At 60.5% G+C, this 21,424-nt stretch carries 23 protein-coding genes and 1 riboswitch; of the genes, 5 read left to right on the top strand and 18 right to left on the bottom strand.

Annotated elements, in window-relative coordinates; translation table 11 throughout:
* Positions 1 to 24 precede the first annotated feature (24 nt).
* Both G5229_RS00205 and folE read right to left on the bottom strand, forming a co-directional pair.
* Entirely contained in the window at positions 25 to 1,680 is a 1,656-nt protein-coding gene (locus G5229_RS00205) for a methyl-accepting chemotaxis protein (RefSeq protein ID WP_421207964.1), read from the bottom strand.
* Positions 1,681 to 2,092: 412 nt separating this feature from the next.
* On the bottom strand, positions 2,093 to 2,749 hold the full coding sequence (gene folE / locus G5229_RS00200) for a GTP cyclohydrolase I FolE (protein ID WP_005344140.1): 657 nt from the start codon (positions 2,747 to 2,749) through the stop codon (positions 2,093 to 2,095).
* Positions 2,750 to 3,058: 309 nt separating this feature from the next.
* Here folE and moeA point away from each other — a divergent pair, with 309 nt between their 5' ends.
* Positions 3,059 to 4,285, top strand: coding sequence for a molybdopterin molybdotransferase MoeA (gene moeA / locus G5229_RS00195; protein WP_421207962.1), 1,227 nt, complete (start codon positions 3,059 to 3,061; stop codon positions 4,283 to 4,285).
* Positions 4,282 to 5,037, top strand: a complete 756-nt coding sequence (gene moeB / locus G5229_RS00190) for a molybdopterin-synthase adenylyltransferase MoeB (RefSeq protein ID WP_213386462.1) — start codon at positions 4,282 to 4,284, stop codon at positions 5,035 to 5,037. Before moeA ends, moeB begins: the two co-directional genes overlap by 4 nt.
* Positions 5,038 to 5,107: 70 nt before the next feature.
* Here the strand turns inward: moeB and G5229_RS00185 are convergent, their stop codons facing one another.
* From G5229_RS00185 to moaA, 16 genes are all read right to left on the bottom strand, one after another.
* On the bottom strand, positions 5,108 to 5,884 hold the full coding sequence (locus G5229_RS00185) for an alpha/beta fold hydrolase (RefSeq protein WP_421207960.1): 777 nt from the start codon (positions 5,882 to 5,884) through the stop codon (positions 5,108 to 5,110).
* An 85-nt stretch (positions 5,885 to 5,969) separates the two neighbouring features.
* Complete coding sequence (gene modC, locus G5229_RS00180) at positions 5,970 to 7,070, bottom strand: molybdenum ABC transporter ATP-binding protein (RefSeq protein ID WP_421207958.1); 1,101 nt, start codon at positions 7,068 to 7,070, stop codon at positions 5,970 to 5,972.
* Entirely contained in the window at positions 7,067 to 7,747 is a 681-nt protein-coding gene (gene modB, locus G5229_RS00175) for a molybdate ABC transporter permease subunit (RefSeq protein WP_005334429.1), read from the bottom strand. Before modB ends, modC begins: the two co-directional genes overlap by 4 nt.
* Before the next feature lie 111 nt (positions 7,748 to 7,858).
* On the bottom strand, positions 7,859 to 8,587 hold the full coding sequence (gene modA, locus G5229_RS00170) for a molybdate ABC transporter substrate-binding protein (protein WP_421207956.1): 729 nt from the start codon (positions 8,585 to 8,587) through the stop codon (positions 7,859 to 7,861).
* Positions 8,588 to 8,674: 87 nt separating this feature from the next.
* On the bottom strand, positions 8,675 to 9,148 hold the full coding sequence (moaE, locus tag G5229_RS00165; protein WP_076495514.1) for a molybdopterin synthase catalytic subunit MoaE: 474 nt from the start codon (positions 9,146 to 9,148) through the stop codon (positions 8,675 to 8,677).
* Between the two features lie 2 nt (positions 9,149 to 9,150).
* Positions 9,151 to 9,396, bottom strand: a complete 246-nt coding sequence (gene moaD, locus G5229_RS00160; protein ID WP_323913156.1) for a molybdopterin synthase sulfur carrier subunit — start codon at positions 9,394 to 9,396, stop codon at positions 9,151 to 9,153.
* Entirely contained in the window at positions 9,393 to 9,917 is a 525-nt protein-coding gene (gene moaC, locus G5229_RS00155) for a cyclic pyranopterin monophosphate synthase MoaC (protein ID WP_421207955.1), read from the bottom strand. The genes moaD and moaC overlap by 4 nt, the downstream gene beginning before the upstream one ends.
* A 9-nt stretch (positions 9,918 to 9,926) precedes the next feature.
* On the bottom strand, positions 9,927 to 10,433 hold the full coding sequence (moaB, locus tag G5229_RS00150) for a molybdenum cofactor biosynthesis protein B (RefSeq protein WP_064340970.1): 507 nt from the start codon (positions 10,431 to 10,433) through the stop codon (positions 9,927 to 9,929).
* Between the two features lie 241 nt (positions 10,434 to 10,674).
* On the bottom strand, positions 10,675 to 11,265 hold the full coding sequence (locus G5229_RS00145; protein ID WP_005353459.1) for a cytochrome c3 family protein: 591 nt from the start codon (positions 11,263 to 11,265) through the stop codon (positions 10,675 to 10,677).
* Positions 11,266 to 11,276: 11 nt separating this feature from the next.
* The gene (locus G5229_RS00140; RefSeq protein ID WP_005334452.1) at positions 11,277 to 11,732 is read right to left on the bottom strand and encodes a nitrate reductase cytochrome c-type subunit; all 456 of its coding nucleotides are present in this window, start codon (positions 11,730 to 11,732) and stop codon (positions 11,277 to 11,279) included.
* Complete coding sequence (gene napH / locus G5229_RS00135) at positions 11,732 to 12,607, bottom strand: quinol dehydrogenase ferredoxin subunit NapH (RefSeq protein ID WP_257687424.1); 876 nt, start codon at positions 12,605 to 12,607, stop codon at positions 11,732 to 11,734. The genes G5229_RS00140 and napH overlap by 1 nt, the downstream gene beginning before the upstream one ends.
* Positions 12,604 to 13,341 carry a ferredoxin-type protein NapG gene (napG, locus tag G5229_RS00130; RefSeq protein WP_139410605.1) on the bottom strand — a complete coding sequence of 246 codons (738 nt, stop codon included), beginning with the start codon at positions 13,339 to 13,341 and terminating at the stop codon, positions 12,604 to 12,606. Before napG ends, napH begins: the two co-directional genes overlap by 4 nt.
* A gap of 16 nt (positions 13,342 to 13,357) precedes the next feature.
* A complete protein-coding gene (napA, locus tag G5229_RS00125) occupies positions 13,358 to 15,847 on the bottom strand; it encodes a nitrate reductase catalytic subunit NapA (RefSeq protein ID WP_421207952.1) in 2,490 nt (829 codons plus the stop codon).
* Between the two features lie 101 nt (positions 15,848 to 15,948).
* Entirely contained in the window at positions 15,949 to 16,203 is a 255-nt protein-coding gene (locus tag G5229_RS00120) for a chaperone NapD (RefSeq protein ID WP_031227438.1), read from the bottom strand.
* 29 nt (positions 16,204 to 16,232) lie between these two features.
* The gene (gene napF / locus G5229_RS00115) at positions 16,233 to 16,775 is read right to left on the bottom strand and encodes a ferredoxin-type protein NapF (protein WP_421207950.1); all 543 of its coding nucleotides are present in this window, start codon (positions 16,773 to 16,775) and stop codon (positions 16,233 to 16,235) included.
* 238 nt (positions 16,776 to 17,013) lie between these two features.
* Positions 17,014 to 18,009, bottom strand: coding sequence for a GTP 3',8-cyclase MoaA (gene moaA / locus G5229_RS00110; protein WP_342401453.1), 996 nt, complete (start codon positions 18,007 to 18,009; stop codon positions 17,014 to 17,016).
* A riboswitch (molybdenum cofactor riboswitch) is annotated at positions 17,997 to 18,137 on the bottom strand. (Overlaps the previous gene by 13 nt.)
* Positions 18,138 to 18,215: 78 nt before the next feature.
* Between moaA and narQ the strand changes: the two genes are divergently transcribed.
* The 3 genes from narQ to G5229_RS00095 all read left to right on the top strand — a co-directional run bounded on the left by narQ (position 18,216) and on the right by G5229_RS00095 (position 21,245).
* Entirely contained in the window at positions 18,216 to 19,928 is a 1,713-nt protein-coding gene (gene narQ / locus G5229_RS00105; protein WP_201937096.1) for a nitrate/nitrite two-component system sensor histidine kinase NarQ, read from the top strand.
* The gene (gene narL / locus G5229_RS00100; protein WP_005334471.1) at positions 19,928 to 20,566 is read left to right on the top strand and encodes a two-component system response regulator NarL; all 639 of its coding nucleotides are present in this window, start codon (positions 19,928 to 19,930) and stop codon (positions 20,564 to 20,566) included. Before narQ ends, narL begins: the two co-directional genes overlap by 1 nt.
* Positions 20,567 to 20,669: 103 nt before the next feature.
* Positions 20,670 to 21,245, top strand: coding sequence for an LON peptidase substrate-binding domain-containing protein (locus tag G5229_RS00095; RefSeq protein WP_201937094.1), 576 nt, complete (start codon positions 20,670 to 20,672; stop codon positions 21,243 to 21,245).
* Positions 21,246 to 21,424 lie beyond the last annotated feature (179 nt).

Genomic DNA, 21,424 nt, shown 5'->3' with positions numbered 1-21,424 from the left:
CTTCTGTTATCCATGCATCAACCCTTAGAGGGTGAAGCGCTGGGTCATATGGTGCAGGGTGTTGGCCAGCTTGCTCAGCTCGACGCAAGCCTGGGCGATCTGATGAGCGCCCTGGGCATTCTCGTCAGCGGCATTGTGAATGTTGACGATGCTGCGGTTGAGCTCTTCGGTCACCGCGTTCTGCTCTTCGGTGGCGGTGGCGATCAGGGTGTTCATGTCGGTGATGCGCACCACGGCACCGTTGATGGTCTCGATACTGGTACCGGCATCCCGTGCCAGACCGACACTCTCCTGCATCTGGTGACGACTCAGCTGCATGGCGTTGCCCGCCTCGGCGGCGCGGCTCTGCAAGAGCTCGATCATCTTGCTGATCTCGGCGGTGGAGTCCTGGGTACGCTGGGCCAATGAACGCACTTCATCCGCAACGACCGCAAAACCACGACCCTGCTCACCGGCACGGGCCGCTTCGATGGCGGCGTTAAGGGCCAGCAGATTGGTCTGACCGGCGATATCGCGGATCACATCCAGCACCACGCTGATGTTGGCGCTGTCGGCCTCCAGCTGCTGCACCACTATGCCCGCCTGTTCAATCTTGACCGACACCTCTTCGATGCTGGTAATCGAGCTGCGCACCACTTCGCTGCCAGCAGCGGAGGTGCGGGAGGCATCCTTGGCGGCGCTCATGGCATCCGTGGTGTTGCGGGCTACTTCGTTGACGGTGGACTGCATCTCATTCATGGCAGTCGCCACCTGGGAGACTTCGTTCTGCTGGATGGCCATGCCGCTGGCAGACTGGCTGGAGATGGCGCTCACCTCCTCCACCGCACTGCTGAGTTGGCTCACGGAGCCGGCGATCTCGCTCACCAGATCGGAGAGGGAGCCCTGCATCCGGTTGATGTCGGAACCCAGCTGGCCCAGTTCGTCGCGGTTGAAGCGGCTGTCGCGGATCCACTGCTGCAGTTCGCCCTGACCCAGATCGCCATTGGCAATACGCTGGGCCTGACGGGCCAGCATGATCAGCGGGTCGCGGATCTGGCGAGTCAGTACCACTGAGAGCACCACCACAAGGATCAGACCAATCACCAGCGCGATTGTGACACTCAGATTGGCGGATTGATAAGAGTCGACAATGTCACTGCGGGATTCAGACGCATAACCATGGTTAATCTGGATCAGGGAGGCCACTGACTTGCTCAGCGCGGTGTAAAGGGGAACCCCCTCCTCAAGGAAGATGCGTTGGGCTTCGGCAAGCTGATCGCTGTCTTGCAGCTGTGTGACTCGCTGGTGCAGGGCGACGTAACGATCCCAATCAGATTTCACCGTATCGAAGGTACGGCGCTCCGCCACATCCTCAGGCCAGATCGTCTTGTCATGGGCAATCAGCTGCTGCGCGATCGAGTTAAGCTGTTGACTGGCAATATTCCGATATTCAGCCCTTTTCAGCGGCTCGGCGGCCACCACGAAATAACCCAGCTCATAACGACGCAACTCACCGAGAGAATCCCCGATCGCGCTGGTGCGATTGACCGCTGGCAAGATGCTGTCGGTAAACCGGATGGCAACATCATTCATGTTGCCAAACTGGACAAGGGCAAAACCGCCGATAAAGGCGACCATCAAACCGAGCACGGCAAAGCCGGCGGTGAGTTTTTTACCTATGGTCATGGTACTGGTATTCATGGGATATCCTGGTGGTCGTTAAATTCGTAGCACTCGTCCGGTTCACGCCCTCCTGACATGAACTATCTGGCCACCTGTTCAGTGGTGCACCATCCAACCTTGATGAATATCTCTGAATTCCATGAGGGGCAGCGAGAGCCGTGAGGGGGCGCTAGAGTAACCGGATTGTGACGGTTCGGAAAGAGTCTGACCGGTTACTTTTTGTAAGGTGAAAACGAGGTTTTTTTTCGTTTTCGATTAAATATACCGCTCAGATGAATAAATCGGAAAAATGCATAACGTTTGCATAAGGCAAGCAGCGCGGGTCAAGCCGTTACAGGCCGCCACTCTCATCCGGGACCAATGAAAAACGCCAGCAATGGCTGCTGGCGTCTCGTTTATTCAGCAAGGCGGTTACAAAACAACCGCCATCTTATCCGCGCAGGCCGCCCAGAAATTCGGCCCGGGTATCGGGCTGGGTCTTGAACACCCCGCCGAGGGAGGTGGTGGTGGTGTAAGAAGTCGAATCCATCACTCCGCGCGCCTTGACGCAGTAGTGGGTCGCCTTGATGCTGATGGCCACATCCTTGGTACCGAGCAGGGTCTGCAGCGCCAGCAGGATCTGCTGGGTCAGCCGCTCCTGCACCTGGGGACGGCGGGCGAAGAACTGCACGATGCGGTTGATTTTCGACAGGCCAATCACCTTGCCGCGAGGGATATAGGCCACATGTGCCATCCCGTCGATGGTGACGAAGTGGTGTTCGCAGGTGCTGGTGAGGCTGATGTCCCGCACCATGATCATCTCGTCCACCTGCATCTTGTTCTCGATCACCGTCACCTTGGGGAAGGTGGAATAATCGAGGCCGGAGAAGATCTCGTTGACGTACATCTTGGCGATGCGGTGCGGTGTCTCGGCCAGACTGTCATCGGCCAAATCCAGCCCCAGTGTCTCCATGATGGAGCGCATATGGCCTTCGATCTTCTCCCGCTTCTGCTGACTGTTCAGCTCGTTGGCAACCAGGGGGGTTTCCAGTCCCTGGGCTTCGAGGGCAGCCCTGACCAGCAAGGCTTCCGGACTTAAGGTTGTCATTGTCTTTTCTCCCACGCTCAGGGACTGTGAGGGCAGCTCAAGGAGCAACCCATTATGTAATGGCGGCGCACAAGGCCGACGATATCGCTGTAATGGTAGCCACACAGGATGTGACGGCCATCTGTTATGGCGGCATAGTAAACGGCCATTGCCGCCAAGATTCAAGTCAACTTGTGCGTCACCTCATACTTTATGGCCATCTACCCCCGTTTTTGCGCCGATTACCCCGAGATTCCCTCGAGATAACCTGCCCATCCCCGGGGAATTTTGTGATAATCCCGCCTTCAATCATAGAAAGAGGTCATGACGATGGGATTTGATACCAGCGGACTACTCCCCTTAAGCGATGCCCTGCAAGGGATGCTGGAACAACTTGCCTGCTGCTGCGACAGCGAGCAACTGCCCCTGCCAGAGGCCCTTGGCCGGGTTCTTGCCAGCGACATCGCCTCTCCCCTCGCCGTGCCCCCCTTCGACAACTCTGCCATGGACGGTTATGCCGTACGCCTTGCGGATCTCGCCAGCGGCACCCCGCTCATCATGGCGGGCAAAGCGTTTGCCGGTCAGCCCTATCAGGGTGAATGGCCCGCTGGCCACTGCGTGCGTATCATGACAGGTGCTCCGGTACCGGCTGGTACGGATGCAGTGGTGATGCAGGAAGAAACGCAGGCCGACGGCGATCGGATCACTTTTCTGGCACAACCCGAACCGGGCCAGAATATCCGCCGCGCCGGCAGCGATATCGGCAAGGACGCCTGCGTGCTGCCAGCCGGTACTCGCCTCACCCCGCGCGAAATGCCACTGCTGGCCTCCCTCGGCGTGGCTACCGTCACGGTGCGTCGCCCGCTGAAAGTGGCCATCTTCAGCACCGGTGATGAGCTCAAACCGGTTGGTACCCCGCTCGCCCACGGCGATATCTATGACTCCAACCGCTATGGCGTACGGGCCATGCTGGCGCGCATGGGCTGCGACTGCCTCGACCTTGGCATCATCCCCGACGATCCCGCCCAGCTGCGCGCCGCCTTTATCCGCGCCGACGAAGAGGCCGATGTACTCATCACCACCGGCGGCGTCTCGGTGGGGGAAGCGGACTTCACCAAACAACTACTGGACGAGCTCGGCGAGATTGGCTTCTGGAAGCTGGCCATCAAGCCGGGCAAGCCGTTTGCCTTCGGCCGTCTGCCCCGCGCCTGGTTCTTCGGCCTGCCGGGCAACCCCGTCTCCGCCATGGTCACCTTCGATCAGCTGGTGCAACCGGCGCTGGCCAAGCTGGCGGGCCAGCACTTCGAGCGCCCGCTCCAGCTGCAAGCCATTGCGGCCGAGCCACTCAAAAAGAGCCCGGGCCGACTCGACTTCCAGCGCGGCATCCTGAGTCAGGGACCGAACGGCATCGAGGTGCGCAGCACCGGCTCGCAGGACTCCGCCGTGTTCAGCTCCCTGTCGCGAGCCAACTGCTACATCGTTCTTGAACGGGAACGGGGCCGCGTCGCCGCGGGCGAGACGGTGACCGTGGAGCCATTCGGGGGATTGCTGCTGTGAGCGAGATCCTGAGCGACGCCGAACTGCTGCGCTACAACCGCCAGATCATCCTCAAATCCTTCGACTTCGAGGGACAGGAGGCGCTCAAGCAGGCCCGTGTGCTGGTGATCGGCGCCGGTGGCCTTGGTTGCGCCGCCAGCCAGTATCTGGCGGTGGCCGGGGTTGGCCAGCTCACCCTGGTCGATTTCGACAAGGTGGAGCTCTCCAACCTGCAGCGTCAGGTGCTGCACAACGATGAGCGCATCGGTCACTACAAGGTGGACTCAGCAGCGCAGTCGCTTCGTGCCCTCAACCCCTGGCTCAAGGTGGAGACCCACGCTGCCGTGGCCGATGAGGCGCTGCTCGATACCCAGCTGCCCCGACATCAGTTGGTGCTCGATTGCACCGACAACCTGGCCATTCGCAACCTGCTGAATCAAAAGGCACGCCAGCACAAGGTGCCGCTGGTCAGTGGCGCCGCAATCCGGCTGGAGGGACAGCTATGCAGCTTCACCTGGCAGGAAGATGAACCCTGCTACGCCTGCCTCAGCGCCCTGTTTGGCGAGCAGGCCCTCACCTGCGTCGAAGCCGGTGTACTCGCCCCCGTAGTGGGATTGGTGGGCAGCCTGCAAGCACTGGAAGCTATCAAGCTCTTGGCAGGCATGGGCAAAAGCTACAGCGGCCGCCTGCTGATGATCGACGGCCTGAGCGGCACCTTCCGCGAGATGAAGCTGCCCAAGCGCCCCGACTGCCCCGTCTGCTCCCATCCTTGACGCAAACGGGATCAAAAAAGCCGAACCCTGTGGTTCGGCTTTTTGGTACCTGCACCTAACAACCCCTTCCTCAATGGGTCGTGAGGATCCGTTGCAACAGGTGATTAAAGCCCGAGGGGTCTTCCGCAGGCCAGGCGTGGTGGCCGTTGGGGGTGTGGATGGTGGCGTTGGGCAAGGCGGCAAACTGCTCTACTCGTTTGGCCAGCGGCAGGTAGTCATGACTGGTGGAAATGATGGCCACCGGCTGCCAGATAGCGCCGAGCCGGGCCCGTACCGACCAGCCGGGTAACGCCTCCAGCAGCGCCTTGTAGGTTTTCTTTTTATTGCGCACGAAACGCAGCCGGAAGGTATGGCGCACCTGCGCCAGATCCGGGCCCGGGAAGAGCTCGCGTCCCAGCCACCAGGCGAGGGGGCGCATGCCGAACCAGCGCAGCCACTTGAGGCGCTGGGCGTAACGCTCCTGCTCTTTGGGGCTCTCCAGCAGAAACTCGCTAAAACCGTTGACCAGCACCAGCCCCTGCACCTTGTGGGGCAGTTGCAGCGCCAGCTCCAGCGCGACCATGGCCCCCAGCGACAATCCCACGACCCAGGCGGGTTCTGGCTGTGCGTCGAGCCAGTTCACCACATCGGCTGCCAAGGTCGCCACATCGAACGGCCCCTCCTGCATGCTCTGGCCGTGGCCGCGCAAGTCCAGCGCCACCACTCGGTACTGTTCGGAAAACCGTTCGATCTGCGCCTGCCAGTCGAGGCTGGAGGAGCCCAGCCCGTGCAGCAGCAACAGCAAGGGGCCCTCCCCCGCACTGCGCAGGGCAAGACCGTTGAATTTCATCACCTGATTGCGGCGCATCAGTGTATTGCCTCTCGACTCATCACCTGAACCATCTCTTGTTGTTATGTTGCCCGTGGTTATCCTGCCACGGCACGGCGCCCAATCAGCCTTCGCTGACCAGACTCACCGCCTTGATATAAGCGTAGATCTGCTGCTCCGGCGCCAGCGCCAGCCGCCTGGCGGAGCGGCTGGTGATCCGGGCCAGCAGTATCTGCTCACCCAGCGCCAACTGCAACAGGGTCTGGCCGGGGCGCACCTCGCGCACCGCCAGCAGACGGGTGACGAGACAGTTGGAAAGGCTGGAGTGCTCGATGGGGGCGGTGGCGATCACCACATCGCGCCCCGCCACCTTGATCTGCAAGGGGCCGCTCTCATCCGGCACATGGGTCATGGTGACCCGCAGCTGCTGCTCGCCGAGTTGCAGGGTCGCCATCTGCTCGTCATCATCGTAGTGAGAGAGGGTTGCATCCAGCATCACCCCGGCATCGTCGCGACTGGCGAGCGAGAGATCGGTTCGGGCGAAGATCTCGCTCGGCCGACCTTGCGCCTCCACCCTGCCACTTTCCAGCAACACCAGCTGATCGCAGAGCAGGCTCACCTCCTCCATGGCGTGGCTGACGAAGATCATCGGGATGCCGCTCTCCTGCTGCAAGCCCTTTAGCACATGGGCCTGATGGATGCGGCTGCGCCGATCGAGCGCAGAAAAAGGCTCATCGAGCAACAGCAAATCAGGCTCGGCCAGCAGCGCCCGCCCCAGCGCTACCCGCTGGCGTTGACCGCCAGAGAGGGCATGGGCAGGCAGCCCCAGCAGATCGGCAAAACCGAGCCGAGCCGCCAGCGTTTCGGGTTGCCAGCGCCCTCGCCCCTTGCGGGCCGCCAGTTGCAGATTGCCGATTACCGTCAGATGGGGGAAGAGGCGCGCGTCCTGAAACACCAGTCCGATCCGGCGCGCTTCGGGCAGCAGTTGAGCATACTCCCGATCGCGCCACCGCAAGCGATCCCCGCTTTGGCGATCGAGTCCGGCGATGATGCGCAGCAGTGTGCTCTTGCCGCAGCCCGAGGGGCCGAACAGGGCGAGGATCCCCCCCAGCTCGAGGGTCAGTGCGCAATCAAGGGTAAAGGGGTCAAACTCGCGCCGAACATAGAGGTTCAGGGCATGGCGGTGCGGCTCGTTCACTGGCGGCATAGTGGCGGGCTGGTTCATCCAAACACTCTCCGCTGTCTACGCTGCAGCACACCATAGACCAGCACCAGCATCACCAGCGAGAAGGCCATCAAGCCGCCCGCCAGATAGTGGGCTTGTCGGTAATCCATCGCCTCCACATGATCAAACAAGGCGATGGAGAGCACCTGGGTCTCGCCGGGGATATTGCCGCCAATCATCAGCACTACGCCAAACTCCCCCAGGGTGTGGGCAAAGCCGAGGGCCGCCGCCATCACAAAGCTGGGCAGGGTCATCGGCAAGATGATGTGGAAGAAGCGCTCCAGTGGGCCAAGCCCCAGGGTCGCAGCAGCTTCCAGCTCCTTGTTGCCCATGTTGACGAAGGCGGAGGTGAGCGGCTGCACCACAAACGGCAGCGAATAGAGGATGGAGGCAAACAGCAGGCCGAGAAAGCTGAAGGCGAGCGGGGCGCCAAAGGTGTCGCGCCACCAGGCGCCGAAACCATATTCGGGGGAGAAGGCGAGCAGCAGATAAAAACCCAGTACCGTGGGAGGCAGCACCAGCGGCAGCGCCACCAGCGCCTCAACCAGCGGCCGCAGCCGGTTCTGACTGCGCGACAGCCACCAGGCCAGCGGCGGTGCCAGCAACAGCAAAATCGCTGTGGTGCAGGCCGCAAGCTTCAGGGTGAGCCAGACCGCCAGCAGATCCCCTTCACTCATTGCCGACCTCCCGGTTGATAAATGCCCCCAACAGCATGGTATCCATCCTTATTGCAAAGAGTGGCCGACCCGAAGGCCGACCACTCAGGGTATCGCATCAGGCCCATCCCCTTATTGGGGCAAGGCATAACCAGCTGCCTTGATCTGCGCCTGACCCGGCCCCTTGAGCCAGGCCACCAGCGCCTCGACCGCGGCGCCTTTCTTCAATACCAGCCCCTGCTGCTCGATGGGGGGATAGAAGCTCGCAGGCACTGCCCAGGCTTCACCAGTCTTGCCCGCCTCAACCAGATTGGCCCAAGCGACAAAGCCCAGCTCGGCATTGCCGGTGTCGACAAATTGCCAGGTCTGGCCGATGTTGGCGCCGGTCAGCAGCCGGTACTGCTTGGGATCGATCTTGAGATGGGTGAGGGTCGCCATGGCGGCAGCACCATAGGGGGCTGTGCGGGCATTGGCGATGGCGAGGTTGCCTTTCCAGCTACGCAGGGTCGCCTCGTCAGGGGCCGGCCCCCCCTTCTTCCACAGCCCCAGCTGGCCGATGGCGTAGGTGAAGCGATCGATCCCCTTGCCCTCTTTTTCCAGCTTCTCGGGGGTCGCCGCATCGGCGGAGAGGAAGAGATCGAACGGTGCGCCGTGACTGATCTGGGTGTAGAGCACTCCGGTGGCGGCAGACGAGATGGCCAGGGAGTGGCCTGTCTTGGCGGTGAACTCCTTGCCGATACGCTCTATGGTGCCCTTGAAGTTGGCCGCCACGGCCACTTTCACTTCATCGGCCTGCACGGCACCGGTATACAAGGTGGCGGCGCAGACACCGGCGATGACAACAGATAACAACGGTTTCATTCCCTTTCTCCTGATGGGGCCCGCACATCCGCGCCCCTTGGTGGGGCCGTGGTTCCCGTTGAACCTGCGCCCCTCGTGATGAACAGGTCAGGCTTGCCAGCGGGCAGCGGCGGCGTTGTCGCTCTCCTTGGCCTCGACCCAGCGTTGCACACCCTCGGCGGTCAGCTCTTTTTTCCAGAACGGCGCCCGGGTTTTCAAGAAATCCATGATGAAATGGCAGGCATCAAAGGCTGCGTCGCGGTGGGCACTGCTCACCGCCACCAGCACGATTTGATCGCCAAGCCACAGCTCGCCGATACGATGAATGAGGGTACACTCCTGCAGCGGCCAGCGGCGGCGGGCCTCCTGCACGATATCGGCCAGCGCCTTCTCGGTCATACCAGGGTAGTGCTCGAGGGCCAGCCCCTTCACCTCTTCCCCCTGATTGAAGTCGCGCACCTTGCCAACAAAAGTGACGATGGCGCCACTGTCGGCGCGGGTGGCGAGGCGGGCATATTCGTCCGCCAGCGAGAAATCTTCCCGCTGCACCAGAATGCGATCGGTCATGGTTGCCTCGCTCATCCTTAACCTCCGGTCACCGGTGGGAAGAAGGCCACCTCATCGCCATCGTTGATGGAGGTATCGAGGGGCACCAAGGTCTGGTTGACCGCGACCAAGAGCTTGCCTACTTCCAGCGCCAGCGCCCACTTGTCGCCGCGCTCACAGAGCGCTGCGCGCAGTTGTTCGGCGGTGGCGTAGTCGCACGGCAGGTTCAGCTCGTCACACGCCACCAGCTCTCTTACTTGCGCAAAAAATAGTACCTTGATCATGCTTGCTCCCCGCTATTTGACCCCAGCTGAAAATGGCCGGACTTGCCGCCCTTTTTCTCTACCAGCCGCACCTGTTCGATCACCATGTCTTTTTGCACCGCCTTGCACATGTCGTAGATGGTCAGCGCCGCAACAGATGCCGCCGTCAGCGCCTCCATTTCCACCCCGGTCTTGCCGGAGAGCTTGCAGAGGGTGCGGATATGCACCCGATTCTGCTCGGCCAGCGGCACTATCTCCACCTCGACTTTGGTCAAGGCCAGCGGATGGCAGAGTGGGATAAGATCGGAGGTCTTCTTGGCGGCCATGATGCCTGCGATGCGGGCGGTAGCGAACACGTCACCCTTGTGGTGCTGGCCGCTCAGGATCAGCGCCAGCGTCTCGGGGGTCATGGCAACAAACGCCTCGGCACGGGCTTCGCGCTCGGTCACCTGCTTGTCGGTCACATCCACCATATGGGCTTCACCGCTCTGGTTCAGATGCGTCAGGTTGGGCTGGGTCTGCTTGGTATCTGTCTGGTTCATCGTTTGCTCTCAGAGGTGGGAGACAAAGTTGCACGGCTTGGTGCGGGCATCGAGCTGATCGCGGATCAGTTGCTCCCAACCCAGCTGACAGGCGCCGGTGGAGCCCGGCAGACAGCAGATCAGGGTGCGATTGGCGAGTCCCGCCAGCGCACGGCTCTGCATGGCGGAGCCTTTAATCTCGGCAAAAGAGAGTTGACGGAACATCTCGCCAAAACCCTGTACGGTGCGCTCGAACAGCACACCGACCGCTTCCGGTACCCGGTTCTGTTCATTGAAGCCGGTACCGCCGTTAATCAGCACCACCTGCACCCCTTCATCGGCGATCCACTCGCTCACCTGGGCTCGAATGCGAAACAGGTTGTCGGGGCAGAGTGCCCGATCGGCCAGCTGATGGCCCGCGTCGGTAAGGGCCGAGACCAGATAGTCGCCCGAGCTGTCATCGGCGGCGGTGCGGCTGTCGGAAACCGTCAGCACGGCGATCTTGAGGGGAATAAATGCGTTGTGTTTCTGTCCCATCGGGCAGCTCCTTGTGGCTATGGGCCGTCAACGAGGCAGGAAGAGAAGGGGTATGAGAGGCCGGCTGTCAGGACGCAAAAACGGACGCAGACAGGGGGACCAACTTGCTCAAGCGTGTGACGGCGGGCTGATTCTATCAAAGGTTTCACGAGATATGGGATTTAAAAGACACACAAATCTGATGCTTGTCCCATATATGAACAAAACGCAGGCCGGGTAAACCCGGCCTGTCGTCGCAGGATCAGAACCCTTTCACCCCGGTCATGTCGGGCAGCTGGTGCGCAATCCCCTTGTGACAGTCGATGCAGGTACTTTCACCACTGGCCAGATTGGTAGAGTGCATCTTGGCGGCACGCTGCCCCTGCAGGGAGAAGTCCATGTACTCGAAGTTGTGGCAGTTGCGGCACTCGCGCGAATCGGTCTCTTTCATTCGTTGCCACTCCCGCTCCGCCATCTCGCGCCGGTGCGACTCGAACTTCTCACGGGTATCCACCTTGCCGGTGATCATGCCCCACAGCTCCTTGGAAGCCTGCACTTTGCGGATGATCTTGTAGGTCCACTCATGGGGCACGTGGCAATCCGGGCAGCTGGCCCGCACGCCGGAGCGGTTGGCGTAGTGGATGGTGTCGCGGTACTCCTCGAACACGTTGTCCTTCATCTCGTGACAGCTGGTGCAGAAGGCCTCTGTGTTGGATGCTTCCATGGCAGTGTTGAAGCCACCCCAGAAAATCACGCCACCGAAGAAGCCCATCAGCAGGATGACCCAGAGAGCCGCCTTTGATGGTGACTTGAAGGTGGTCCACAGACGCTGGATAAAGCCGGGTAATTTCATCTATGGATTCCTCAGTTCAGCGCTTCAACCGGTTTAAAGGTATTTTCCACCAGCGGCTTGGCATCTGCTTGCGGTACATGGCACTGCAGGCAGAAGTAGCGACGCGGCGACACTTCACCCAGGGTCAGGCCGTCGCGGGTCTCGAAGTGAGTCGGACTGATCTTGGGGGCCTTCATGGCACTGGCATTCTTGAAGCTGTGGCAAGCCAGGCACTTGTTGACCTTGGTATCCACCTCATAGTTGCGAATGTCGTGGGGGATCAGCGGCGGCTGATGCATGTACTGGCGATCGTAGGGCGCGCCATCCTTACGGAAGTTTTTCAGGGGAGCGGCAGTGGCATCGGTCACCAGATCGGTGGCGCCACGCTCGGACTTGAGGCCACCGGTACTGTTGGTGATCTCGGGGGCCGCTGCCATCAAGGATCCCGCCATCAGGCAGGCCAGCATTGCTCCAATCAGCTTTTTCATTATTTGTTCTCCGACGTTTTTTCTGCCTTGACGGCAAAACCTACAGTGATTTCAAAAACTTGTTCCGCGCAGACATCGATGCAGCGGCCACAGTTGGTACACTCCTGAGCCGCAATCAAGGGCCCGTGACCGCGCTTGGCACCATGAACAGGTCCGCGCAGGATGGGACGTTCCGGGCAGACCGCATAACAATCCATGCAGTTGTTGCACCGCTCGCGCCCCTTGGCAGAAATCTTGATAAATCCGACCCGGTTGACCAGGGCATAGAAGGCCCCCACCGGACAGAGATGACCGCACCAGCCCCGCTCAACCACGAAAAGATCGAACAGGAACAGCGCCGCCAGCAGGGCCCAGCCAGCCCCCATGCCAAACAGCAGACCGCGCATGGCCAGCGACACCGGATTGACCAACTCCCACGCCATCACCCCGACCACCGCTGGCACCACCAGCACCATGGCCAGCAGCCAGTAGCGGGTCGCACGGCTGAACTGGCCATTGCCCTTGAGGCCAAGGCGCCCCCTGAGCCAGGCTGCTGCATCCGTGATAAGGTTGACCGGACAGACCCAGGAGCAGAACACCCGCCCCCCCACCAGCCAGTAACCGGCCAGCACAATGGCAGCCCCCAGCCAGAGGGTGGTGATGGGCCAGTGGCCCGCCGCCAGCGACTGCAACAGCGTAAGGGGATCGGTCAGCGGCATTGTTTCCAGCAACAGCGAGCTGGAGAGGTTGCCCTTGAGGATCCAGATGCCCGCCAGCGGCCCCAGCAAAAACAGCCCGAGCACGCTGAACTGACTCAGCCGACGAAGCATCAGGAAGCGGTGGGAACGCCACCACCCCAGCTTGATGCGAGCCTCTTCCCCCGGATAACGACTCATAACCCCTCCGGTTTTCGGGTGGGCAGGGTGAGCCTGTCGCCGATGAGCGACTTGTTCCCCGCCTTGGCCTTCTCTTCCCAGCCGAGCCGGTAGTGATGACCCAGCTCACCTTTGGCAAGCTGGCGTGGCACCACCTTGATGGCCGCTTCCTCCAGCACGCAGGCATGCTCACACTTGCCACAGCCGGTACAGATATCGCTGTGTACCGTGGGCAGGAACATGGCGTGCTTGCCGGTACGCTGGTTATGCTGCAGCTCAAGAGTGATCGCCTTGTCAATCAGCGGGCAGACCCGATAACAGACATCGCAACGCAAACCCAGATAGTTGAGGCAGGTCTCGTGATCGATGAGCACTGCTACCCCCATCCGGGCCTGATCGATGTCGGTCATCTGCTGATCCAGCGCCCCGCTCGGACAGGCCACCACGCAAGGGATGTCATCACACATCTCGCAGGGCACGGCACGCGCCTTGAAATAGGGGGTGCCAGTGGTCACAGGGTCAAACAGCCGGGCGAGCTTGAGAGTGTCGTAGGGGCACGCCTCGACGCAGAGCCCGCAACGCACGCAGGCGCCGAGAAACTCTGCTTCATCGAGGGCGGCGGGCGGACGCAGCGCCTGGGCAGGCACAGCTTGTGCCTGCTGGCGGGCCACGCCACCGAGCCCCACGCCAAGCAGGCCCACACCGCAGGCCCCCTTGGCCATGTCGGCCAGAAACTGGCGACGACTACGACTCATCTCGCACTCCCCCGCCTTAAGCCTTCATCACCTTGACGGCGCACTTCTTGTAATCGGTCTCTTTCGAGAGCGGATCGGTGGCGTCCAGGGTCAGCTTGTTGACCAGCTGGCTCGCATCAAAGAAGGGCATGAAGACCAGTCCTTTCGGCGGACGGTTGCGACCACGGGTCTCGACCCGGGTCTTCACCTCGCCACGGCGGGAGGAGACGATCACCTCTTCACCACGACGCACGCCGCGAGCCTTGGCATCGTCCGGGTGCATGAAGAGCACCGCATCCGGGAAGGCGCGATAGAGCTCGGGCACCCGACGGGTCATGGTGCCGGTGTGCCAGTGTTCCAGCACGCGGCCGGTGGAGAGCCACAGATCGTACTCTTTATCGGGCGACTCGGCGGCGGGCTCGAACGGCAGGGCGAAGATGACCGCCTTGCCATCGGGCTTGCCATAAAAACGTACCCCCTCGCCCGCTTTCACATAGGGGTCGAACCCTTCGCGATAGCGCCACAGGGTCTCTTTGCCATCTACCACAGGCCAGCGCAGACCACGGGCTTCGTGGTACTGATCGAACGGTGCCAGATCGTGACCGTGGCCACGACCGAAGGTGGCGTACTCCTCGAACAAGCCCTTCTGAACGTAGAACCCGAAGTGTTCGGCTTCGTCGTTCAGCATCCCCTTACTCTGCTCTTTCGGGAACTGGTTGACCTGACCGTTGGCATAGAGCACATCGAACAGGGTTTTGCCCTTCACTTCCGGCATCTTGGCAATCAGCTCAGCCGGCCACACTTCCTCAACCTTGAAGCGCTTGGAGAACTCCATCAGCTGCCACAAGTCGGACTTGGCCCCTTCCGGCGCTTTCACCTGCTGGTGCCAGAACTGGGTGCGGCGCTCGGCATTGCCGTAGGCCCCCTCTTTCTCCACCCACATGGCGGTGGGCAGGATGAGGTCAGCGGCCTGGGCAGTGACGGTCGGGTACGGGTCGGAGACCACGATGAAGTTGCGCGGATCGCGATAGCCAGGCAGGCGATCGGTATTCATGTTGGGGCCGGCCTGCATGTTGTTGTTGCACATCACCCAGTAGGCATTGAGCTTGCCGTCCTTGAGCATGCGATCCTGCAGCACGGCGTGGAAACCCACCTTGTCGGGAATGGTCCCCTCCGGCAGTTTCCAGATCTGCTCGGCAATGGCGCGGTGCTTGGGCTCGGTCACCACCATGTCGGCAGGCAGACGGTGGGCAAAGGTACCCACTTCACGGGCGGTGCCACAGGCAGAGGGCTGGCCGGTCAGTGAGAAAGGACCATTACCCGGCTCGGAGATCTTGCCGGTCAGCAGGTGGATGTTGTAGCAGAGGTTGTTGGCCCAGACGCCACGGGTATGCTGGTTGAAACCCATGGTCCAGTAGGAGACCACCTTCTTGCCCGGGTCGGCATAGAGCTTGGCCAGCTTTTCCAGCTTCTCTTTGGAGACGCCGGAGAGCTTGGAGACCGACTCCACATCGTAATCCGCCACGAACTTGGCAAACTCCTCAAAGGTCATCGGAGTGGCATCGCCGCTGTCCGGGTTCTTCGCTTTCTGCTGCAGCGGATCGGTCGGGCGCAGGCCGTAACCGATGTCGGTGACCCCCTTCTTGAACACGGTGTGCTTGTTGACGAAGTCCCAGTTCACCTTGTCGTTCTGGATGATGTAGTTGGCGACATAGTTGAGGATCGCCAGGTCGGTCTGCGGAGTGAACACCATGCCGTTGTCCGCCAGCTCGAAGCTGCGGTGCTCGAAGGTCGAGAGCACGTGCACCTGCACATCCGGGTTGGAGAGGCGACGATCAGACATCCGCGACCAGAGGATGGGGTGCATCTCGGCCATGTTGGAGCCCCACAGCACGAACGCATCGGCCTGCTCGATATCGTCGTAGCAGCCCATCGGCTCGTCCATGCCGAAGGTACGCATGAAGCCAACGACCGCAGAGGCCATGCAGTGACGGGCATTGGGGTCAATGTTGTTGGAGCGGAAACCGGCCTTCATCAGCTTGGCGGCGGCATAGCCTTCCCAGACGGTCCACTGGCCGGAGCCGAACATGCCGACAGCGGTCGGCCCCTTCTCTTTCAGGGTTGCCTTGAACTTCTCGGCCATGATGTCGAACGCCAGATCCCAGCTGATGGGGGCAAAGTCGCCATCCTTATCGAACTGGCCGTTCTTCATCCGCAGCATCGGCTGGGTCAGGCGATCCTGGCCGTACATGATCTTGGAGAGGAAGTAGCCCTTGATGCAGTTGAGGCCACGGTTGACCGGTGCATCGGGGTCGCCCTGAGTCGCCACGACCCGACCATCCTGAGAGCCCACCAGCACGGAGCAGCCGGTACCGCAGAAGCGGCAGGGAGCCTTATCCCAATGGATGGCCGTCTTGTCGGTACTGGTGATGAGATTGGCTGCCAGCGTGGGGGCACTGACACCGGCCACGGCAGCGGCAGCTGCCACCGCGTTGGCCTTCATAAAGTCGCGTCGACTCAGCTTCATGGCATATCCTCACATTGCTTATCGCGTAATAGTTGTCGAATCTGTCGAACGGGAGCCAGCCATCAGCGGCAGAGGGCACGCCCGGCATCCCATCACTCTTTTCAGTGACCGCCCAGTTCATCGAACTGGTGGTAAATCAGGGCGGCAGAGAGCACACCCGGCATCGCCTGTATCGCATCAATGGCCGCCATGATCGGCCGCTGGCTCGGACCTTCCAGGGTCACGACCAGCTTGCCCTCGTCACTGACGGCGTGGATCTCGGCCCCTTCAAGGGCGCCAATCTGCTCGGCGAGCTGATGGCGCAAGGGGGGCTGGGTCAGCACCACCAGACTCGATACATGGAACTCCTGATCCATTGTGGCTTCTGTGTCACACGGCTTCTGACTCATTCTGACTCCTGCTTGAGGGTGGACTGGCTCGTAACACCGGATGGGGCGGCTCGCCCATCGACCTTGATGCTGCCAACCGGACAATCCTGCACGCAGGCGCCGCAGCCATTACAGCGATCCGGCTCGACCGTCGGGGTGGGCACACGCCCCAGCACCGGAATAAAGCAAATGGCATTGGGCTCGCAGCTGTCCTGACAGCGCTGGCAAAACACCTGACCATTGGCCAGACAGTTGGCCTCGATATGGGCCTTGTAGTGCCAGGGGGACTCGCTGGTCGGGCGAAACAGCGGCACCTTGCAGACCGTGACGCACTCGGTGCAGAAGGTGCATTCGCCACGCTGGAAATCGACCACCGGAAAACCGCCCTCGCCATTCACCAGGATCTGCTCCGGACAGGCGGCCAGACAGTCCCCGCAGCGGGTACAGTCGGCGACAAATGCCGACCAGTTGACTGACCAGGGCAACTGCACCGGCGGTTCGGCGGTTCTCAGCCGCCCCCGGAACAGGCCGCGGCGGGCAAGATCGATCTCATCCGGCATGTTGACTCCTGTTCTGGTGAAAAAGGGGACAGTGCGAGTCCATGATTGGCATTCTTGATACCAATTATAAGAGTGGGTGTATATTGCGGCCCTGACAAGGTAAGGGATATACCACCAGGGAGATAAACAGGGGGGATTCTTGCGCCAGATCAAAGCGTTGCAGCGCAATAAAAAAGGAGGTATCGGTTAAAATACCTCCATGTGAGGATTGCTATTTAATCGTTGGCGATTTTTGCGGTTATCCGCCGATCGAGGCGAGATGAGGGGTGATTCCGGCATTGCCCTCATGGAGACGATGGGTGGCACTCTTGCCCGCCAGTGCCGCGCGAATGCGCTGTTGCAGCTCATCAGATTGCCCATCTGCGCCGAGCAGATCCCGCAAGTCGATGCCGTTGTCGCCAAACAGGCACAGATGCAGCTTCCCCAGCGAGGAGACCCGCAGCCGGTTGCAACCGGCACAGAAATCCTTGCTGTAGGGCATGATAAGCCCCACCCCACCTTGCGAATCGGGGTGCATAAAGACCTGCGCCGGACCGTCATCCGTGCCCCGCAACTGCTGCACCCAGCCGCTCGCCAGCAAGCGCTGTTTGATCTGTTCGCCGCTGACATGGTGGTCACGAAACAGGGTATCCATCTCGCCGGTCTGCATCAGCTCGATAAAGCGCAGCTCGATGGGCTTGTGTCTGATCCAGCCCAGAAAGGCATCGAGCTGGTAGTCGTTGAGCCCCTTGAGCAGCACAGCATTGATCTTCACCGATTTGAAACCGGCGGCCAGTGCTGCTTCGATCCCCTCCATCACTTCGGCCAGCTTGTTCTCACCGGTGATCTGGTGAAACTGGCGCGGGTCGAGACTGTCGACACTGACATTCAGCGCGTTGAGTCCGGCATCAAACCACTCCTGGGCCCGCTCCTTGAGGCGATAGCCGTTGGTGGTCATGGCGACCTTCTCGATACCCGGGGTGGTGGCAATCACCTTGACGATCTCGGTGAAATCGCGACGCAGGGAGGGCTCGCCCCCCGTGATGCGCACCTTGCGGGTGCCCATGGCGGCAAAACCGCTGACCACGCGGCGGATCTCGTCAATCGAGAGAAAGGGTTGACGCCCCGCTTTGTGGCCTTCCGGGGGGCGATAACCGTCAGGCAAACAATAGGTGCAACGGAAATTGCACACATCGGTCACCGACAGACGCAAATAGTAAAAACGACGGGAAAAACCATCTTCAAGTGGCAACATAAACACCTTTCCAAATACGGGAGGCCAGGGCATTTCTTTCCTGACCCTTACAGCTCGAACGTCGGCTGACGGCTGGTTTCCCCCTATCGCTAGGACTTAGGCAAAACCGCTCGGAGTTCATCTAGTTTTTCGATGCTAACACAAGTTGGAGTACACTCCCACGCATCTTGCGGGGTCCTTATCACTATTCAGAGGTGCGCATCAGTATGGGAAAACGGTTCAGGGTCCATTCGGTCAGCAGTGCCATTGGCCGTGCCATGGTGTTGATCCTCTTCATGGCCAGCCTGATCGCGCTGGTCGCCATGGTCACCCTCTTCTACTCGGTACCCGATGCCAAGGCGATCAACCTCTCCGGTTCGCTGCGGATGCAGGCCTACCGGATGGCCTATGAAATCGAGCGGGGCGACAGCGTGTTGGGGCGCCTCTCCCAGTTTGAAGAGACCCTGCACGCCGAAGAGCTGCAAGAGACCCAGCGCTGGATCACTCCTGCCTCCCTGCGTCGCACCTATGGCGAGGTGCTCGGCCAGTGGCAGGTGATGCGCCAGCACATCGAGGATCGCACCCCCAGACGGTACACCGATAACACCGAGCAGTTTGTGGCGGCCATCGACAATTTCGTCAATCAGATGCAGTACCACGTGGAATTCAAGGTGCGGATGCTGGCACTGGCGGAGGGGCTCGGCCTGCTGGCCATCATCACCATCGCCTGGTTCACGGTGCGCTTCACCCGCCAGCAGGTGGTCGCCCCCCTCAACCAGCTGGTCTACTGCGCCCGCCAGATCCAGCGGCAGGATTTCGATCTTAAGCTGCCCGCCCACGGCGAAAACGAGCTGGGGGAGCTGTCGCGAGCCTTCGTCACCATGGCCGACGAGCTGGGCAAGCTCTATCGGGAGCTGGAGAACAAGGTGGAAGAGAAAACCGCCAAGCTGCAACAGGCCAACGACACCCTCTCGTTTCTCTACTCGACCGCCCAAAAGCTGCACGCTGCCCCGCTCAGCACCCGTACCCTTATCAAACTGCTGGACCGCGCCGCCGCCCACCAGCATATCGACCACATCCGGCTGACCCGCTTCGAGCACAACGCCATGCCGGTCTACATCTCGGGGCGCACCGGCTGGCCCGGCGATCTCGATGCGGTGGCCAGCTTTTATCTGCAGATGGATGAGCAGGAGTTCGGCCGCCTCGACATCATCAGCCAACACCCCATCGATGAGCGGTTGATTAAAAACTTCACCATGCTGCTGGCTCAGGTGCTGCACAAAGACCAGACCCTGCTGCAACAGCAGCGACTGCTGCTGATGGAGGAGCGGGCGGTGATCGCCCGCGAGCTGCACGACTCGCTGGCGCAGGCCCTCTCCTATCTCAAGATCCAGTCCACCCTGCTCAAGCGCTCTTACGCCAAGGGGCAACATGACAAGGCGCAGGAGGCGATGCAGCAGATCGACGAGGGGCTTAGCAATGCCTATACCCAGTTGCGCGAACTGCTCGGCACCTTCCGTCTCACCATTGGCGATGCCAATCTGGGGGAAGCGATCCGCGTCATGCTTGATCAGCTGCAACCCCAGACCCAGGCCGAGATCCGGTTCCATTACGGACTGGCCGACAACGATCTGGAGGCGGGCCAGCATATCCACATTTTGCAGTTGATCCGTGAGGCAGTGCTCAATGCCATCAAACATGCCAACGCGCAAGTGATTGATGTTAGCTGTGAGACCCTCGCCAGTGGTAACATTGAGGTTCAGATTTCAGATGACGGTGTCGGGATCGGACTCGCCAGCTCGGCGATCAACCATTACGGGTTGAGCATCATGAACGAGCGCGCCAGCAAACTGCACGGTCTGCTGACCATCAACGAGCAGCAACCACAAGGCACCTGCGTGCATCTGACCTTTCCCACCAGTCTAACGAGAGACGCCTGATGGACGAGATGAAATACACAGTTCTGGTCGTAGATGACCATCCCCTCATGCGCAAAGGGATTGTGCAGCTGCTGGCTCTGGAAGAGAACATGGAGGTGACCGGTGAAGCCTCCAACGGCACAGATGCCGTGGCGCTGGCCAAAGAGTCAGAGCCGGATCTGATCCTGCTCGATCTCAACATGAAGGGGCTCTCCGGCCTCGATACCCTCAAGGCGCTGCGCGCCGAGGAGATCACCTCCCGGGTAGTGATCCTCACCGTCTCCGATGCCCGTCAGGATGTGGTGGCTTTGCTCAAGGCCGGTGCCGACGGCTACCTGCTCAAGGATACCGAGCCTGATCTGCTGCTGGCCCAGCTGGCCGACGTGATGACCGGCAAGCAGATCCTGAGCGAACCGCTGCGCCCCTATCTCGAAAACATCTACGAGCTGGATCACCTGCAGCAGAAGCTGGAAAGCTTAACGCGTCGCGAAATGCAAATCCTGCGCGAAATTGCAAAAGGCCTCTCCAACAAACAGGTCGCCTCGGTACTCCATATCTCCGAGGGAACGGTCAAGGTTCACGTGAAGAGCCTGCTGAAGAAACTCGAGGCGCAAAGCCGCGTGGAAGCGGCTGTCATGTATCTGGAGCAGCGCAACTAAGCGCCCTCAACCGCCCGAAAAGCCACCCTCCGGTGGCTTTTTTCATTCTCTGGCACAGTCGCTGCATTGTCATATTCAGCAACTACTCAATGGAGGATGGAACATGAAACTACAACCTTTGGCACTGTTCCCCTTGCCTTCCCACATACTGCCGGGCGGCAAGCTTCCTCTGCGTCTGTTCGAGCCACGCCACCTGCAGATGCTCAAGGAGTCATTCATCAACGATCAGGGCTTTGGCATCGTGATGGAAGAGTCGACCACCTCGGGACAATCCGGCCGCATTCTGCCGGTGGGCACCCGGGTCAAGGTGACTGACTTCTACAGCCTTAATGATGGCCTGCTGGGAGTGACGGTGCTGGGACTGGAGCGCTTCTGCATCCACGAGATGGAAACAGACGAGATGGGCCTGCGCCGGGCCAAGGTGGAGATGCTGCCCAACTGGCCGAGCACCCACTCAGATTTCAACGACAAGCTGCTGGTCAATCGCCTGCGGGAAGTGTTCGAGCAGTATCCGGAGCTTGATGAGCTCTATCCGGACAAGCGCTTTGAAGATGCCGCCTGGCTCTGCCAGCGCTGGCTCGAGATATTGCCGATGCCGATTTATGAAAAGCAGATGCTGATTGCCAAACAAAACAGCGAAGCGGCCCGTAAATTTCTGCATCGCCTGATTTCACAATGACAAAAACAGCGTTGCAAAATGCAATTATTCCAACAATGAAAATGTGAAATTCGCATTTTGCGAGTAAGTAGGAACGCAAAACGCCATAACAAGAGAGAGCCGCTGCGCTAAACGGCCAAAATTGAACACAAAAGAGTCCTAAAAAAGTTGGCACAGATTTTTCATATAGATTGATACAA

Origin of the sequence: Aeromonas sp. 602396 (assembly GCF_049173735.1) — a bacterium.
Lineage (GTDB): Bacteria > Pseudomonadota > Gammaproteobacteria > Enterobacterales > Aeromonadaceae > Aeromonas > Aeromonas veronii_A.
This window is presented reverse-complemented; position numbering and strand designations above follow the sequence as displayed.